The 15,921-nt window shown below is 72.5% G+C and carries 13 protein-coding genes and 3 tRNA genes; 7 read left to right on the forward strand and 9 right to left on the reverse strand.

What is annotated here, in order from left to right:
* Positions 1-130: 130 nt before the first annotated feature.
* The 3 genes from ACFW5B_RS21630 (at position 131) to ACFW5B_RS21640 (ending at position 3,077) form a co-directional block, all read left to right on the forward strand.
* Positions 131-1,501: an aspartate aminotransferase family protein gene (locus ACFW5B_RS21630; RefSeq protein ID WP_386441872.1), complete on the forward strand. Its 1,371-nt coding sequence runs from the start codon at positions 131-133 to the stop codon at positions 1,499-1,501.
* Positions 1,502-1,653: 152 nt separating this feature from the next.
* Entirely contained in the window at positions 1,654-2,331 is a 678-nt protein-coding gene (locus ACFW5B_RS21635; RefSeq protein WP_386441875.1) for a GntR family transcriptional regulator, read from the forward strand.
* Between the two features lie 95 nt (positions 2,332-2,426).
* On the forward strand, positions 2,427-3,077 hold the full coding sequence (locus ACFW5B_RS21640; RefSeq protein ID WP_386441878.1) for a hypothetical protein: 651 nt from the start codon (positions 2,427-2,429) through the stop codon (positions 3,075-3,077).
* Positions 3,078-3,503: 426 nt separating this feature from the next.
* Here the strand turns inward: ACFW5B_RS21640 and ACFW5B_RS21645 are convergent, their stop codons facing one another.
* On the reverse strand, positions 3,504-4,268 hold the full coding sequence (locus tag ACFW5B_RS21645) for an SLATT domain-containing protein (RefSeq protein WP_386441880.1): 765 nt from the start codon (positions 4,266-4,268) through the stop codon (positions 3,504-3,506).
* Positions 4,269-4,556: 288 nt separating this feature from the next.
* Between ACFW5B_RS21645 and purD the strand changes: the two genes are divergently transcribed.
* From purD to ACFW5B_RS21665, 4 genes are all read left to right on the forward strand, one after another.
* Positions 4,557-5,822, forward strand: coding sequence for a phosphoribosylamine--glycine ligase (gene purD / locus ACFW5B_RS21650; protein ID WP_386441883.1), 1,266 nt, complete (start codon positions 4,557-4,559; stop codon positions 5,820-5,822).
* 618 nt (positions 5,823-6,440) lie between these two features.
* On the forward strand, positions 6,441-8,258 hold the full coding sequence (locus ACFW5B_RS21655) for a hypothetical protein (protein WP_386442028.1): 1,818 nt from the start codon (positions 6,441-6,443) through the stop codon (positions 8,256-8,258).
* A gap of 235 nt (positions 8,259-8,493) precedes the next feature.
* Positions 8,494-9,975, forward strand: coding sequence for a N,N-dimethylformamidase beta subunit family domain-containing protein (locus tag ACFW5B_RS21660; protein WP_386442030.1), 1,482 nt, complete (start codon positions 8,494-8,496; stop codon positions 9,973-9,975).
* 142 nt (positions 9,976-10,117) lie between these two features.
* Complete coding sequence (locus ACFW5B_RS21665; RefSeq protein WP_386441886.1) at positions 10,118-11,017, forward strand: phosphoribosylaminoimidazolesuccinocarboxamide synthase; 900 nt, start codon at positions 10,118-10,120, stop codon at positions 11,015-11,017.
* Between the two features lie 42 nt (positions 11,018-11,059).
* Here ACFW5B_RS21665 and ACFW5B_RS21670 read toward each other — a convergent pair.
* The 8 genes from ACFW5B_RS21670 to ACFW5B_RS21705 all read right to left on the reverse strand — a co-directional run bounded on the left by ACFW5B_RS21670 (position 11,060) and on the right by ACFW5B_RS21705 (position 15,850).
* Positions 11,060-11,132 (reverse strand) — tRNA-Gly (locus tag ACFW5B_RS21670).
* 55 nt (positions 11,133-11,187) lie between these two features.
* Complete coding sequence (locus tag ACFW5B_RS21675; RefSeq protein WP_386442033.1) at positions 11,188-11,793, reverse strand: response regulator transcription factor; 606 nt, start codon at positions 11,791-11,793, stop codon at positions 11,188-11,190.
* A gap of 90 nt (positions 11,794-11,883) precedes the next feature.
* On the reverse strand, positions 11,884-13,140 hold the full coding sequence (locus tag ACFW5B_RS21680; RefSeq protein WP_386441889.1) for a sensor histidine kinase: 1,257 nt from the start codon (positions 13,138-13,140) through the stop codon (positions 11,884-11,886).
* 29 nt (positions 13,141-13,169) lie between these two features.
* Positions 13,170-13,985, reverse strand: coding sequence for an ABC transporter permease (locus tag ACFW5B_RS21685; protein WP_386441892.1), 816 nt, complete (start codon positions 13,983-13,985; stop codon positions 13,170-13,172).
* On the reverse strand, positions 13,982-15,025 hold the full coding sequence (locus ACFW5B_RS21690) for an ABC transporter ATP-binding protein (RefSeq protein WP_386441895.1): 1,044 nt from the start codon (positions 15,023-15,025) through the stop codon (positions 13,982-13,984). The genes ACFW5B_RS21685 and ACFW5B_RS21690 overlap by 4 nt, the downstream gene beginning before the upstream one ends.
* A gap of 166 nt (positions 15,026-15,191) precedes the next feature.
* Positions 15,192-15,264 (reverse strand) — tRNA-Gly (locus tag ACFW5B_RS21695).
* A gap of 74 nt (positions 15,265-15,338) precedes the next feature.
* Positions 15,339-15,410: transfer RNA gene (locus ACFW5B_RS21700), tRNA-Gly, on the reverse strand.
* 119 nt (positions 15,411-15,529) lie between these two features.
* On the reverse strand, positions 15,530-15,850 hold the full coding sequence (locus tag ACFW5B_RS21705) for an Lsr2 family protein (protein ID WP_386441898.1): 321 nt from the start codon (positions 15,848-15,850) through the stop codon (positions 15,530-15,532).
* Positions 15,851-15,921 lie beyond the last annotated feature (71 nt).

The following is a 15,921-nucleotide window of genomic DNA, read 5'->3' on the forward strand; positions in this document are numbered from 1 at the left end:
CTGTCCGCGCGCGTGGTGAGCGCCATACACACTGTCGGTATCGGCCCCCGGCCCGTGCTCCCTAGGCTGGCGAGCGTTCGCCGCGACCGTTCCACGGCGGACCCGAGCGACCCGATCCGAGGTACTGACCGTGACCACGACGCCCTCCGCCTCCGCCGCCGATCCCGCTGCCGGGGCAGCTGTGAAGGCCGCCGACCGCGCGCACGTCTTCCACTCCTGGTCCGCGCAGGGCCTGATCGACCCGCTGCCGATCGCCGGTGCCGAGGGGTCGTACTTCTGGGACTACGACGGCAACCGCTACCTCGACTTCTCCTCCCAGCTGGTCAACACCAACATCGGTCACCAGCACCCCAAGGTCGTCGCGGCGATCCAGGAGCAGGCCGCGAAGCTGTGCACCATCGCGCCCGGCTTCGCCGTCGACGTCCGCTCCGAGGCCGCCCGGCTGGTCGCCGAGCGCACGCCCGGCGACCTCGACAAGATCTTCTTCACCAACGGCGGCGCGGAGGCCGTGGAGAACGCGGTCCGGATGGCCCGGCTGCACACCGGCCGCGCCAAGGTGCTCTCCGCCTACCGCTCGTACCACGGCGCCACCGCCACCGCGATCAACCTGACCGGCGACCCCCGCCGCTGGCCCTCGGACACCGCCTCGGCCGGTGTCGTCCACTTCTGGGGCCCGTTCCTCTACCGGTCGCCCTTCCACGCCGAGAACGAGCAGCAGGAGTGCGAGCGCGCGCTCGCGCACCTGGAGCAGACCATCGCCTTCGAGGGCCCGCAGTCGATCGCGGCGATCATCCTGGAGACCGTCCCGGGCACCGCCGGGATCATGGTCCCGCCGGCCGGCTACCTCGCCGGGGTCCGCGAGATCTGCGACCGGTACGGCATCGTCTTCATCCTCGACGAGGTCATGGCGGGCTTCGGCCGCACCGGCCACTGGTTCGCCGCCGACCACTTCGGCGTCACCCCCGACCTGCTGACCTTCGCCAAGGGCGTCAACTCCGGCTATGTCCCGCTCGGCGGCGTCGCGATCAGCGCCGAGATCGCCGCCACCTTCGACCAGCGCCCCTACCCGGGCGGCCTGACCTACTCCGGCCACCCGCTGGCCTGCGCCTCCGCCGTCGCCACCATGAACGCGATGGCCGAGGAGGGCATCGTGGAGAACGCCGCCGACATCGGCGAGCGGGTCATCGGCCCGGCGCTGCGCGAGATCGCCGACCGCCACCCGTCCGTCGGCGAGGTCCGCGGCCTGGGCGTCTTCTGGGCCCTGGACCTGGTCCGCAACAAGGAGACCCGCGAGCCGCTGGTCCCCTACAACGCCGCGGGCGCCGCCAACGCTCCGATGGCCGAATTCGCGGCGGCCTGCAAGCGCGGCGGTCTGTGGCCCTTCGTGAACATGAACCGGACGCATGTCGTCCCGGCCTGCACGATCACCGAGGCGGAGGCCAAGGAGGGCCTGGCCGCCCTCGACGAGGCCCTCACGGCGGCCGACGCCCACACCGTCTGACCGTTCGGGCGGTCGCCGGAACCGCAGGTCACGGGCGTGCCGCGGGGCATGCCCACGGCAACCTCGGGCAGCGGCCGGGGGCGGCCCTCGCCTATCGTGGGCGCGGGCCGCTCCCACCTGCGCGGTCAGGGACGTCGAAGGAGACGCAGACGATGGCCGCCGGCGGAGACAGCTCAGTCATACGACGCAGCACCCTGCGCCAGCAGATCGCCGACGCCCTGCGCGACGAGGTCCTGGCCGGCCGGCTGCCTTGCGGCCACCCCTTCACCGTCAAGGAGATCGCCGAGCAGTACGGCGTCTCCGCCACCCCGGTGCGCGAGGCGCTGCTCGACCTGTGCGCCCAGGGCCTGCTCGACGTCGAACAGCACCGCGGCTTCAAGGTGCACGCCTTCACCGCCGACGACTTCCGCGCCATGGTCGAGGCCCGCACCCTGATCATCGAGGGCATCTTCCGCAGCGGCGTCGACCAGGCGCTGCGCGCCACCGCCGCGGGGGTGCTGATCTCCATCCGGCGCCGCGCCGACGAGGCCGAACGGGCCGCGCGGGCCGGCGACCTGGACGTACTGATCGGCTACGACCTGCGCTTCTGGCGCGAGCTGAGCGGCATCGTGAACAACGCCTACATCAGCGACTTCCTCGACCGCATCCGCGTCCAGACCTGGATGTTCGCGGTGCCGCTGCTGCGCCGCGAACCGGACCTCAAGGGGCTGCTGTGGCATGGCCACAGCGCCCTGGCCGACGCCCTGATCCAGCACGACCTGGTCACCGCTCAGCAGCTGATCGCGGAGTACAACGAGCACTCCCTCGCTCTCGTCGGAACGCGCGGCTAGCACTACGCTGTCCCGACCATCGGCCGTAATGGGCCGTACCCGTACCTGTACGTGCGCCGGTGTCCCCGTCCCCGACCGGAAGCGAGCCCACACTCGTGGCATGTGACCTGTGGCTGGTACCCCTCGTCGATGTGCTGTGCCACAGCCCCGACAACCCGTTCTCCGAAGAGATCGCCGCGTACGACAAGGCCCTGACGGAAGCGGGCCTGCCACCGGTCCCGGTCTTCAGCTACATGCCCGGCCTCTCCGGTGACGTCGCCCCCGTCGCCGGCTTCGACTACGACGCCCTGCACTTCCTGCGCCGTGCCTACCTGCTGCGCCTGTGCGGCCTGGAGGTCACACCGGTCGACGAACTGGGCGGCGACTACGAGCAGTTGCTGGAGATGTTCGAGGCCACCGCGCAGCAGTCCCACCTGGTGTGGCACTACGACCACGCGGGCGCGTACGTCCCGGTCGACTTCCCGCACCCGCTCGCCAACGACGAGCTGCTGGAGGGCGGCGGCCCACTGGGCTCCTCCCACGGCCTGCTGCGCGACCTGGAACTGGTTGCGCCATCCCTGGGCATCGATCCGGCCAATCCCCCGGCCGCCCCCGCCCCACCGGCCGGCCCCACCTCCCTGGAGGAACGCGCGCTCGCCGTCCCCCTGGACGACAGCCCCTTCGCCCGCGAACGCCACGTATGGCTGGGCCTCCACGCCGCCGCCACCCGAAGCCTCGGCCAAGGCTCCATGATCGTCTTCAGCTGACCCACCCTCACCGAACCACTCACCGAAACCCCCACCGGCCTCCTTCCCACCCATCCCACGGGAGGTGACGGGCCGGAGGGGCAGGGGTGTGGGACGTAAAGCGAAGCAGTCCCCCACCCCTGCCCCAAAGGCCCGTCACCGCACCCCGACAGCCCCGCGCAGCGGACACCGCCCGCCGCGTGGGGGTACCTCCCACGCCGTTCAGGCAGTGGGGGAGCAACGGCGGGTCAGCCGAAAAAATCAGCCGAGCCACAGCGCAGCGAAACGGCGGGGGCGCCGCGCAGCGGGTTACAAACGGCGCGCAAACAACCAGGGCGGCAGAGCCGAAAACGCACGCCGAGGCACAGCGCAGCGCCGGCGCACCGCGCAGCGGGCCACAAACGGCGAGCAACAACCACGGCGGCAGAGCCGAAATCGTGGGAAGCCTCAGCGAGGCGACTCCGGCGGACGCTGCCGAGGCATATTCGGCCGCACCCGATGCTGCGGCACCACGAACCGCCCCGCCGCCCCCTCCGGCCGCGACGCCACGGCGGGCGACCCGACAACGTGGTCCGCGGCAAAGCGCAGCGACTCGCCGCGGAACTCCGCCACCCAGTCCGCCGTCTCGGCCCGTACCAGCTCCCCGAGGTCCTCGTTGAACCGCCGCAGCACCCCCAGGCAGCGCTCCGCCGCCTCACCCGCGGTGCCCTCGGCCGGCCCGAGCACCTCCCGTACGCTCTCCGTCGCCCAGTCGAACTGCAGCGCCTCCAGTCGCCGGTGGATCGCCTGCGCGGTCGCCAGGTCCCGCATCCACCCGGCGGTCACCCCGAAGTACCGGTCGCCGCCCACGCACACCGCCGCCAGCAGCAGCGACAGACAGCCCCAGGACGCGCCGCCCTTCCACACCCCGGCGAGATCCAGCAGCGGCAGCGTCCCGCCGACGGTCACCCCGGCCGCGGCGCCCAGCCGCAGCATCCGCGCGCCGCGGCGTTTGGCGAGCCGGTCGTGCAGATACCAGTCGGCGGCGCGCAGCGCGCCCTCCTCGGTCCAGAGATAGAGCGCGTCCAGGCGGTCGGCCGGTTCCCCCCAGTCGCCGAGCGGGAAGGCACGTCCGGCGAGATCCCTCCGTCCGGCGCCCCGGCCGCCGCGCGCCCGTGGGGCGCGGCCGCTCTCCCGAGGGGGTCCCTCGGGCTGCATCTCCGGCTGACTCACCCGTGCACTCCCTCTCTGCGCTCTCTCCGGATACGTGCGGTGCACGCGTGACATACGGGACGGCCGTTGCCCACTGCCCCCCTTCCTACCGCCGAACGGCTGGCGTCGGCCCCACGATCACGCTCTTTCCGCCCGGAAGTGGTGCGGGATCGGGTATAGGGCCACCGGGCGTCTCACCCGAAAGAGTGGCCAACGCGGTGACGCACGGTTTCCGGCCGTTCCGGCGCCGCCCGCCGGCCCGGCCCGGCCGACGTCCGGGTGTCCGGGGCTCTCGTCTAGGCTGCCACCGTGAAGGTCCTCGTCATCGGCGGCGGCGCCCGCGAACACGCCCTGTGCCGCTCTCTGTCCCTCGACCCCGACGTCACCGCGCTGCACTGCGCTCCCGGCAACGCCGGCATCGCCGAGGTGGCCGAATTGCACGGGGTCAACGCCCTCGACGGCGCAGCCGTCGCCGAACTCGCGGCCGGCCTGGAGGCCGACCTGGTCGTCGTCGGTCCCGAAGCCCCCTTGGTGGCGGGCGTCGCGGACGCCGTACGCGACCGCGGTATCCCGGTCTTCGGCCCGTCGGCCCAGGCCGCCGAGCTGGAGGGGTCCAAAGCCTTCGCCAAGGACGTGATGGCCAGCGCGGCCGTCCCCACGGCCCGCAGCTACGTCTGCACCACCCCGGAAGAGATCGACGAGGCGCTGGACGCCTTCGGCGCGCCGTACGTCGTCAAGGACGACGGGCTGGCGGCCGGCAAGGGCGTCGTCGTCACCGAGGACGTCGCGGCCGCCCGCGCCCATGCGCTGGCCTGCGACCGCGTGGTCATCGAGGAGTTCCTCGACGGCCCGGAGGTCTCGCTCTTCGCGGTCACCGACGGCGAGACCGTCGTCCCGCTGCAGCCCGCCCAGGACTTCAAGCGGGCGCTGGACGGCGACGAGGGCCCCAACACCGGCGGTATGGGCGCGTACAGCCCGCTGCCCTGGGCCGACCCCAAGCTGGTCGACGAGGTCATGGCCACCGTCCTCCAGCCCACCGTCGACGAGCTGCGCCGCCGCGGCACCCCGTTCTCCGGGCTGCTCTACGCGGGTCTGGCGATCACCTCCCGCGGGGTGCGCGTGATCGAGTTCAACGCGCGCTTCGGTGACCCGGAGACCCAGGTCGTCCTGGCCCGGCTCAAGACCCCGCTGGCCGGTCTGCTGCACGCCGCGGCCACCGGCACCCTCGCCACCTTCCCGCCGCTGCGCTGGAGCGACGGCGCGGCGGTCACCGTCGTCATCGCGTCCCACAACTACCCGGGCACCCCGCGCACCGGTGACCCGATCGACGGCCTCGCCGACGTCGTGGCGCAGGACGGGCCGAAGGCGTACGTGCTGCACGCCGGCACCAAGCGCGACGACTCCGGCGCGGTGCTCAGCGCGGGCGGCCGGGTGCTGTCCGTCACCGCCACCGGCGCCGACCTCACCACCGCCCGGCAGCGCGCCTACCGCGCCGTCGGCCGGATCTCGCTGGACGGCTCCCAGCACCGCACGGACATCGCCGCCAAGGTCGCGGACGCGGCCGCGGACGCGTAAGGCGCCCAGCGGTGACGGCGCGGCGGGCGCGGGAACGCACCCGTCGCGCCCACCGCGGACGGTGACATCTCCCCTGGGACACATGGCACATACCGTGGCATATGCCTCAGGTCTGTGGGCGCAGACCGGGCCGCGTCAGGTACGGCCGGTGCGTGCCGAACGGGCCGCCCCGCCGCGGCCCATACGCCGTCGGCACCGGTTCCCGGCTTTGCCCAAAGCCATTCCATCGAGTGACCGCACCAAGTAACCGGCTGACGGGACCAAAACCCCCAACTAGGGTGCCGCGCAAGCGTCCTGCGGTTGCCGTGCCGGATTCCGGCACGGTGATCACGGCGGCGTCCGGCAAGTGGCTCACCGGCATTGCGATGTCAGTGGCCGGTGCCACAGTGGGTGTGGAGTGAGCTCGCTCCGCACAACGCGCGATTCTCGTAGGTCCGTCCCGTGTTCTCTCCGTCCGGCTGCATCAGACAGCAGGGGGTGTACAGGCTCGTGGCAAGTCCGGAAACAGGCGTCCTGGCGGCGCGTGCCCGCGCCCTGGCGGTGCTGCGGATCCGCAGCACCGCGCTGGCCGTGGCACTGTTGCCCGCGGCGGTGGCGGTGGTGCTGTCCGTCGGCCGGATGACCGGCCGGCTCGGCGCCGGCTGGGAGCTCGCCTGCTGGATCGCCGGCGGTCTGGCGATGCTCAGCCTGCTGCCGGCCGCGCTGGTCGCCGTGGTCGTCACGCGCGCCCGGCCCGCCCTCAGCCCGTCGGTCCCGGTCTCCGAGAAGTCGGCCCCCGATCTCTACCGCCTGGTGCGTGATCTCGCCGACCGCCTGGAGGTCCCCGCGCCCTCCGCCATAGCGCTCACCCCGGACTGCGACAGCTGGCTGGAGGACCGTACGCACCGCGCCCACGGGCCGCCGCGGCGCGGCAGGGGGCCGGGCGGCCGGGAGCGCCGGGCGCCCGAGGCGCCGGTCCTGGTCATCGGCTCGCCGTTCCTGTGGTGGATGCGGGTCGCCGAGCTGCGCGCCCTGCTGGCCCCCGTCGTCGCCGGTACGGGCCCGTCCGCCCATCCCGACATAGCGGCCGCCCGCCGTTTCATCCGTGGTCTGGACGCCGCCGTGGCGGTCGCCGCCCGCGCCCGGCGCCCGCTGTGGGGCCTCCCGCTGCGCGGTGTCGGCCGGGTGGCGCGGCTGCTGCTGCGGGCCTGCCGCGAACACGCCACGATCATGGAACGCGCCGTCGCGACCGCCGCCTCCGAGCGTGCCCAGACCGTCGACTACGGCCTGCGGATCGTCGCCCAGGAGCAGGTCGGCCTCGCCTACGCGGGCTGGGACCGGCTGCTGACCAGGGTCGCGCTGCCCGCCTGGCGAATGGGCCGCTGGCCGTCCCGGCTGGACGCCGGGGTGGTCTCCGCGCTCACCGAGCTCTCCCGCCGGGACCGGCTCGCCGACGGCTTCGCCTCCCGTCTCGGCGAGCGCCCGGCCTGCGACCTCCTGGAGGAGCCGGGCGCCATCGACAGCGCCGCCTCGCTGCTGGCCGCCCGCCTCTTCCACGGCGGCCCGGCCGAGCCGGGACCCGACTGGTCACCGGTCGGCTGGAACCAGTACCCGGAGGAGGTCGTGGACCGGAAATGGCGCCTGGAGGCCGCCCGCCTCCACCGCGTACTCGACAACCTCCCGGCATCCGCGCTCCCGGCCGCCCCGCCCGCACCGCCGGCCCCGGCCCAGAGCCCCGCCGCCACCGCCCCGCCCCTCTCGTACGCCGGCCCCGCCGACGCAGCGTCCCACCACGGCCCGCCGGAGCCCCCGCCCGCCGACGAGCCGCCCGTGGCCCTGGCCACCGACGGTCCGGCCCTGGGCCTGTCCACCGGCGGTCCGACCAAGGGCCCGCCCGCCGACGAGGTGTCCCTGGGCCCAGCTACCGGTGGCCCGCCCCTGGAACCGTCCGCCGGCGGCCGCCCCGAGGAGCAGCAGCCCGCACCGGCCCCCGGCCCGACGCTGGCCCGGGTCATCGAGCGGCTCGCCCATGACGAGCGCGCGGGCGATCTCGTCGCCGCCCGGCTGGGCGCCGAGGTCGAGCGCGAGGAGCGCGAGGAGGCGGCCCGCCAGGCCGCCCGCGGCGCCGCACCGCAGGACACCGCGATCGGGGTGGCCTGGGACGACGGCCTGGCCGAGGGCGGCCTCCCGCTGCTCCCGCTGCAACCGCCCCGTACGGGCCGTGAGCTGCTCGCCGACCACGTCACCGCCATGGTCTGCTGCGCCGCCGTCGACACCGCCGGGGCCACCCCCGGTCTGGACTGGCTCGACGGCCCGGCGCTGCTGGTCGACGGCGCCCGCCGGGCCGACCTCGGCCGCCCGGTGCTCAGCCTGGTCGACGACGGCGACGCGGAGCCGCTCCGCGGCTGGCTGACGACGGTCGGCGTCCGCCCGGAGAAGCCGGTGCGGCTGGTGTGAACCGGAGCCCACGGCGGCGTGCGGGGCGCCGTCCGCGCCGGGCCGTCCGCTCGACCGGCTGAATGTTCCCTTCCAGTTCGCATTTCGGGGGCGGTTGCATCTAAATTCACGACGAAGGGTGACGGAGTGGGTGCGTAATGTGATGTGCTGGGGGCGGCCGGCCGGGCTCGTCCCGCCGGCACCGCACCGGTCCGAGGGGCCGCGGCCGATGGGGGACGTGGGAGGGGAGTGGATGGTGGCGACGGATCAGATCAGGCGCTGGGAGTCGGGCGCCCTCGCTCACGCGGTCACGGACCCGTTCGGGCAGGGCCCGCTGCCCTGGCTGCGCGGCAGCGAGAACTACTTCGACTCCGGCCGGATCATCCCCTGGTACGTCGACCCCGCCGTCGCCCAGGGCGATCGGAGCGAGCCCGCACCCCACAAGCACAACGGCCCGCGCACCGCCGATGACGTGCACCGCCAGATCAAGGGCTTCGCCGGCCCCGGTGCGGTGGCACCCGGCGAGGCGATCGACTTCCGGGTCTCGGTCGATCCGCCCCAGCCGTTCAGCATCGACATCTACCGCATCGGCCACTACGGCGGCACCGGCGCCTCCAAGATCACCACCAGCCCGCGGCTGGCCGGCATCGTCCAGCCGCCCCCGCTGACCGCCGAGCGCACGGTCTCCTGCCACCACTGGTGGCTGTCCTGGCGCCTCCAGGTCCCCACGTCCTGGAAGCTCGGCGCCTATGTCGCCGTGCTCACCACCGCCGACGGCCGCTACCGCTCCCATGTCCCCTTCACGGTCCGCGACAGCGAGCCCGCCGACCTCCTCCTGCTGCTGCCCGACATCACCTGGCAGGCCTACAACCTCTACCCGGAGGACGGCCGCACCGGCGCCAGCCTCTACCACGCCTGGGACGAGAAGGGCGCCCTGCTCGGCGAGCCGGACGCCGCCACCACGGTCTCCTTCGACCGCCCCTACGCCGGCGCCGGCCTGCCCCTCCATGTCGGCCACGCCTACGACTTCATCCGCTGGGCCGAGCGCTACGGCTACGACCTCGCCTACGCCGACGCCCGCGATCTGCACGCCGGACGGGTCGACCCGTCCCGCTACCGCGGCCTGGTCTTCCCCGGCCACGACGAGTACTGGTCGGTGCCCATGCGCCGTACGGTCGAGGCCGCCCGCGACACCGGCACGTCCCTGGTCTTCCTCTCCGCCAACACCATGTACTGGCAGGTCGATCTCTCCCCGGCGCCCTCGGGCCCGGAATCCCTGCTCCACTGCCGCAAGCGCCAGGGCCCCGGACGCCCCGCCCTCTGGCGGGAGAACGGCGATCCCGAACAGCGGCTGATGGGCATCCAGTACGCCGGCCGGGTCCCCGAACCGGCCCCCCTGGTCGTCCGCAACGGCGGCCACTGGCTGTGGGAGGCCACCGGCGCCCACGAAGGCGATGAACTCCCCGGCCTGGTCGCCGGCGAGGCCGACCGCTACTTCCCGCGCACCAGCCTCCCCGCGCACACCGAACGCATCCTGCTCGCCCACTCCCCGTACCGCGACAGCGAAGGCACCCTCCGCCATCAGGAGACCTCCCTCTACCGCGCCCCCAGCGGCGCCTGGGTCTTCGCCTCCGGCACCTTCGCCTGGTCCCCCGCCCTCGACCGGCCCGGCCATGTCGACCAGCGCATCCAGCGCGCCACCGCCAACCTCCTCGACCGCATCTGCAAACGCGACTGAGCCCGGCGGCACACGCCTGCCGTACGGCGGCCGCCGTACGCCGGTGCCGGGTTCCGGGACGCACCCGGGCCCCCGTCCGTCACCTCCGGCGCGCGTGAGGGAGAATCGGGGGGACTCCTGGATCAACCTACGCGGAGGAAGCGTGCCCGGTTTTGTAGAAAAGCCTGAGCCGGTGGAGGTCCCCGGGCTCACCCACCTCCACACCGGCAAGGTGCGCGACCTCTACCGGAACGCCGCCGGTGACCTGGTCATGGTCGCCAGCGACCGGACCTCGGTCTACGACTGGGTGCTGCCCACCGAGATCCCGGACAAGGGCCGCGTCCTCACCCAGCTCTCCCTGTGGTGGTTCGAGCAGCTCACCGACCTCGTCCCGCACCACGTCCTCGCCACCGACGTCCCGGACGGCGCCCCCGCCGACTGGGCGGGCCGCACCCTGGTCTGCAAGTCGCTGGACATGGTCCCCGTGGAGTGCGTGGCCCGCGGCTACCTGACCGGCTCCGGCCTCGCCGAATACCGGCAGACCCGTACGGTCTGCGGACTGGCCCTCCCCGAAGGCCTGGTCGACGGCTCCGAGCTGCCCGCCCCGATCTTCACCCCGGCCACCAAGGCCGCCGTCGGCGACCACGACGAGAACGTCTCGTACGAGGAGGTCTCCCACCAGGTCGGCCCCGAGGTCGCCGCCGAGCTGCGGCAGACCACCCTCGCCGTCTACGGCCGGGCCCGCGACATCGCCCGCGAGCGCGGCATCATCCTGGCGGACACCAAGTTCGAGTTCGGCTTCGACGGCGAGCGGCTGACCCTGGCCGACGAGGTCCTGACGCCGGACTCCTCGCGCTTCTGGCCGGCCGACCTGTGGCAGCCGGGCCGCGCCCAGCCGTCGTTCGACAAGCAGTTCGTGCGCGACTGGCTGACCTCGCCCGCCGCGGAATGGGACCGTACGGGCGAGGAGCCGCCGCCCGCCCTCCCGCAGGAGATCGTCGAGAGCACCCGCGCCAAGTACATCGAGGCCTACCAGCGCCTCACCGGCCTCAGCTGGGCCTGACGGAAAAGACCCCGGTCAACCGACCGGGGTCTTTTCTCACTGAGCGGACGACGAGGCTCGAACTCGCGACCTCAACCTTGGCAAGGTTGCGCTCTACCAACTGAGCTACGTCCGCATGCCCCGCACAAAGCTCCTGGAATTTCAGGTGCCGCCGCGCGGTGCGGGGTCCACTATAGCCAACCCCGCTCGCGGGCGAGGCGCGCCGCCGCATGACGGTTCTCCGCGTCCAGCTTCGCGGTCGCCGACGAGAGGTAGTTCCGCACCGTCCCCGGCGACAGCGAAGCCCGCGCCGCGATCTCCGTGACCGGCGCCCCCGACTCGGCGAATTCCAGCACCTCCGCTTCCCGGACGGTCAGCGGTGACTCCCCGGCGCTTATCGCGTCCGCCGCCAACTCCGGGTCCACATAACGGTTTCCGGCGTGCACCGTGCGGATGATCTCCGCCAGCCGCTGCGCCGACACCGTCTTCGGCACGAACCCCCGCACCCCGGCTTCCAGCGCCCGTTTCAGATGCCCCGGCCGCCCGTGACTCGTCACGATCATCGACCGGCAGCCCGGCACCTGACCCCGCAGAGATGTGGCCACCGCCACACCGTCGGCCCCTGGCATCTGCAGATCCAGCACCGCCACATCCGGCTCGTGCGCACAGGCCATCGCCCGCGCCTCCGGCCCCGACGCCGCCTCGGCCACCACCAGCAGATCGTCCTCCAGCGACAGCAGCGCCGCCAGCGCCCCGCGGATCAGGTGCTCATCATCCGCGAGCAGCACCCGGATCATGTCCTCGCGCACGCTTCCACCCCACCTCTCCGCCCGCGCCGGACACCCGCCCCGGACACCCCCACCGGCATGCTTCCCGCCCCGCACCCGCTAACCACGCGCCGCCCCCACCGGGAGTTCGACCGTCAGCCGGTAGCCGCCGTTCGGGACCAGGCCCGATGTCAGGCTCCCGCCCAGGGGGCGCAGACGCTCCCGCAGCCCCTTGAGACCGTTGCCGGGGCCCGGGCCGCCGGCGGCCTCGTCCGGTGACGGGGCGACACCGTCGTTCTCCATCGTCATCACGAGTACCGAGCGACCCGGATCGATCCGGGTCCGCACCGCACAGCTCTGCGCCGCCACGGCATGCCGCAGCACGTTCGTGGTGCCTTCCCGGACCACCCAGCCGAGCGCCGACTCCACCTCGGGCGGCAGTGGTGCGCCCTCCTCGCCCTCGATACGGCAGTCCACCCCGGCCGCCCGCAGGACGGAGCGGGCGCCCGCCAACTCCGACTGGAGATCGGCCTTCCGGTAGCCGCGCACCACCTCCCGGACCTCCCGCTGCGCCTCCTGGGCGATCCGCTGCACCTCCACCATCTGCTCCACGGCCTCCGGCCGCTCCCGGCGCGCCAGCTGGACCGCCAGCTCCCCCTTGAGGGCGATCACCGCCAGATTCCGGCCCATCACGTCGTGCAGATCCCGGCTGAACCGCAACCGCTCCTCGGCGACCGCGAGCCGTGCCTCGGTGTGCCGTGCCGCATCCAGCTTCCCGATCACGCTAAGCATCCAGCCCGTGGGCCGCGCCAGCACAAAGCTCCACGTACCGGCGAAGAGCACCATCGAGGCCAGGCCCAGTGCGCCCGGCCAGGAACCCGTGAGCAGATAGCGCGCCGTCATGCACACCACCGCCCCGCCGGCCGGCACGGCCAGGAACTTCCGCTTGGACACCACCAGGCTGAGGGCCATGAAGAACGGTGTGAGGGTCGCGCCGATCGCCAGCGCCGCCGCGCTCAACGCGTCCTTGTCGACGGGTCCGTCGACCCTGATCAGCGCGTACAGCGCGAACTCGGTGACGAGGGTCAGGACACCCGAGGCGAGCAACAGCGTGCACGGTGTCGCCCCCCGTTCCAGATAGCGGTTCAGCGCACGGTTCAACAGCGAGACCGCCAGCATGCCCTGAGTCACCATCAGCCCCATGGTGACCACGGCCACTGTGGCCGACAACGCGCTGCGGTCCGCGTTGCTCATGACGAGGGTCAACCCGCTGAGCACGGGAAGCCAGGGAAAGAAATACAGACTGCCGCGGAAGTAGGCGTCGACCATGGCCATCTGACCCCGCCGCCGCCACATCCCCCGTAGCTTGTCGATCATCGCCGTCCGCCCCCCGTCGCCCCACGCCCCTAGCGCCGTGGCTCCCAGCGGAACCACCGCTGGACAGCAAACAACGCGAGCACGGTCCAGGCCAAGCCGGTGAGCAGGTGGCCCAGTGTCTCCTTGAGGCCCTCGCCGCCGGTCCAGCCGGCCCGTATCAGCTCCATCGCCGGTGACAGCGGAAGCAGTTCGCAGACGTCGGCCACCCGCTCCGGAAGGAGGGAAGGCGGAACGACCATCCCGGACCCGGCCAGCGCCACCAGCATGAAGGGCAGCACGGTGAGCTGAGCGGCCTCGGCCGACCTGGCGAAGACGGAGGACGCCGCGGCGACCCCCACGACCACGGCCGTGCCGAGCACCACACCGGCGATCAGGAGATGCGGAGCGCCGGGCAGACCGGCGTCCAGGACCAGGCCGCCCAGGACCACGAGCAGGACACACTGCACCAGCCCCAGCAGCACCGCCGGAAGCGCGGTGCCGGCCAGTATCTCCGTGTCCCGCAGCTCGCCCGTACGCAGCCGCTTCAGGACCAGTTCCTCGCGCCGCGCGACATAGGCGCCGGTGAGGGTGGAGTAGACGGCGAAGAGCAGGACGTAACCGAGGGTCGCCGGCAGCAGCACCGCCCCGGCCGACAGCCCGGTGCCGGACACGAGGTTCTCGACCGCCCCCTTCATGGCGAACGCCAGGGCGACCGGGAGGACCAGCGCGGTCCACAGCGCGGCCTTGTTGCGGCCGAGAAGGGTCAACTCGGCACGCGCCAGGGCGAGAAGGCGCGCCGCGGTGCCGCTCTCCGCGGGTGCCTGGGCGCGCTCGGCGCCGCCGGTCGCCCTCACCTGTGCAGTCATGTGTTCTCCAGCCCCTTCGCGATGTGCAGAAAAGCCTCTTCCAGGGATGCGGATCTGACGTCCAGGCGTCCCAGCGCTATCCCGTTGTCCTGCGCCCACAGCAGGACGCCGGTCGCGGCCCGCTGGAGTTCGTCCGTCCGCAGCCGGACCGTCCGCCCGTCCGTCTCCTGGCCGATGACGCCCAGCTCTGCCGCCGGCGGGAGATCACCGGGGTGGAATCCGGCGGGCAGCTCGAAAGAGAGGTGCGCGGGATGCGCGGCGACCACGTCCGCGACATACCCCGCGGCCGCGATCCGCCCCTCGTGCAGGATCGCCAGCCGGTCCGCCAGCTCCTCTGCCTCTTCGAGATAGTGCGTGGTCAGCACGATCGTGGTCCCGGAGTCCCGCAGCTCACGGACCAGTTCCCAGGTGGCACGGCGCGCTTCGGTGTCGAGCCCGGTCGTCGGCTCGTCCAGGAACAGCACCTCGGGCCGCCCCAGCAGCGCCAGCGCGAGATCCAGTCGCCGGCGCTCACCGCCGGACAGCTGCTTGACACGTACATCCCTGCGCCGCTCCAATCCCACGGAGCCGAGCGCCTCGTCGACCGGGCGCGCCCCACTGGTGCACCCCGCCCACATGCGTACGGTCTCCGCGGGCGTCAGCTCGGCCGGGAAGCCGCCCTCCTGCAGCATGACGCCGATCCGGGGCCGCACCGCGCGGCGCTCCCGGAAGGGATCACACCCGAGGACCCGGACCTTTCCGGCCGTGGGCGGGGCCAGGCCCTCCAGCACTTCGAGAGTGGAGGTCTTGCCCGCGCCATTGGTCCCCAGCAGCGCGAAAAGCTCCCCGCGCGCGACGGAGAAGTCGATACCGCGCACCGCCTCGAAGCTTCCCTGCCCGCTCCGCTCTCTCCGCCCGCTCCGTTCCCTCGCCCCGCTCGGGCTCCTGCCGCCGGTTTCGTCGCCGTAACTCCGGCGCAGCCCGGTGACGTCGATCACACCGGCTTCGTATCCGGCGCTGCCGCGGCCCGCACCCACCTCGGTTTTTTCCCCGTTGTTCATGAGACCAGCGTTCCGCCGGATCACGGTTCCGGGCAGTGCGGACTGTCATCGCAGCTGATGACAAATGTCAGTTGCCCGCGTGCAGAGGAAGGGGAGGGGAAGCGGCGCGACGGGGCGCCAAAAGAAAGAAGGCCCCGGTCGCAATGACCGGGGCCTTCTTTATCTGAGCGGACGACGAGGCTCGAACTCGCGACCTCAACCTTGGCAAGGTTGCGCTCTACCAACTGAGCTACGTCCGCAGGCATCCACTCGGCTTTCACCGGGCGGCGCGACAGCTACTGTACCTGATCCTTTGGGAAGGTTGAGCTGTCAGAGCGGGTGACAGGGATTGCACACTGCGCCTCCCCCTTGGAAAGGGGGCGCTCTACTACTGAGCTACACCCGCGTGACTCCGTGAGGTCCGGCCTTTCGGCCTCGCCCCTCGGCGTGCTCCAGACTCTAGCTGATCAGTAGGGGTGCTGTGCAAGTCGGCTGCGCCCTGGCCGAGGGATGCCGGCAACTCGGTCAGCGATTGGCCGCGTTGAAGGCCTCGTAGACCTTCTTCGGGATGCGGCCGCGCGGGGGGACGTCCATCTGGTTCGAGCGGGCCCAGGCGCGGACGGCCGCGGGGTCGGGGTTCACCGCGGTCCGGTGGTAGGCCTTGCCGGACTTGGCCCGCTTGCGGCCGGCCTCGACGAACGGAGCGAGGGCGCCGCGCAGTTTCTTCGCATTGGCGGGATTGAGGTCGATCTCGTACGACTTCCCGTCCAATCCGAAGGCGACCGTCTCTGCGGCTTCTCCTCCGTCGATGTCATCGGAGAGCGTTACTACTACGCGCTGCGCCACGGATATCGGTCCTTTCGGGGAGCAACCCCTTGTTGACATGGGGTGATGCTCCGGATCCGGCTGATTGGGAT

Source organism: Streptomyces sp. NPDC058773 (assembly GCF_042746015.1).
GTDB lineage: Bacteria > Actinomycetota > Actinomycetes > Streptomycetales > Streptomycetaceae > Streptomyces.

Excerpts from the sequence above, each read along its gene's own strand:
- ACFW5B_RS21635 (WP_386441875.1), top strand. The coding sequence starts at position 1,654 with ATGGCCGCCGGCGGAGACAGCTCAGTCATACGACGCAGCACCCTGCGC.
- ACFW5B_RS21655 (WP_386442028.1), top strand. The coding sequence starts at position 6,441 with ATGACCGGCCGGCTCGGCGCCGGCTGGGAGCTCGCCTGCTGGATCGCC.
- ACFW5B_RS21675 (WP_386442033.1), bottom strand. The coding sequence starts at position 11,793 with ATGATCCGGGTGCTGCTCGCGGATGATGAGCACCTGATCCGCGGGGCG.
- ACFW5B_RS21680 (WP_386441889.1), bottom strand. The coding sequence starts at position 13,140 with ATGATCGACAAGCTACGGGGGATGTGGCGGCGGCGGGGTCAGATGGCC.
- ACFW5B_RS21685 (WP_386441892.1), bottom strand. The coding sequence starts at position 13,985 with ATGACTGCACAGGTGAGGGCGACCGGCGGCGCCGAGCGCGCCCAGGCA.
- ACFW5B_RS21690 (WP_386441895.1), bottom strand. The coding sequence starts at position 15,025 with ATGAACAACGGGGAAAAAACCGAGGTGGGTGCGGGCCGCGGCAGCGCC.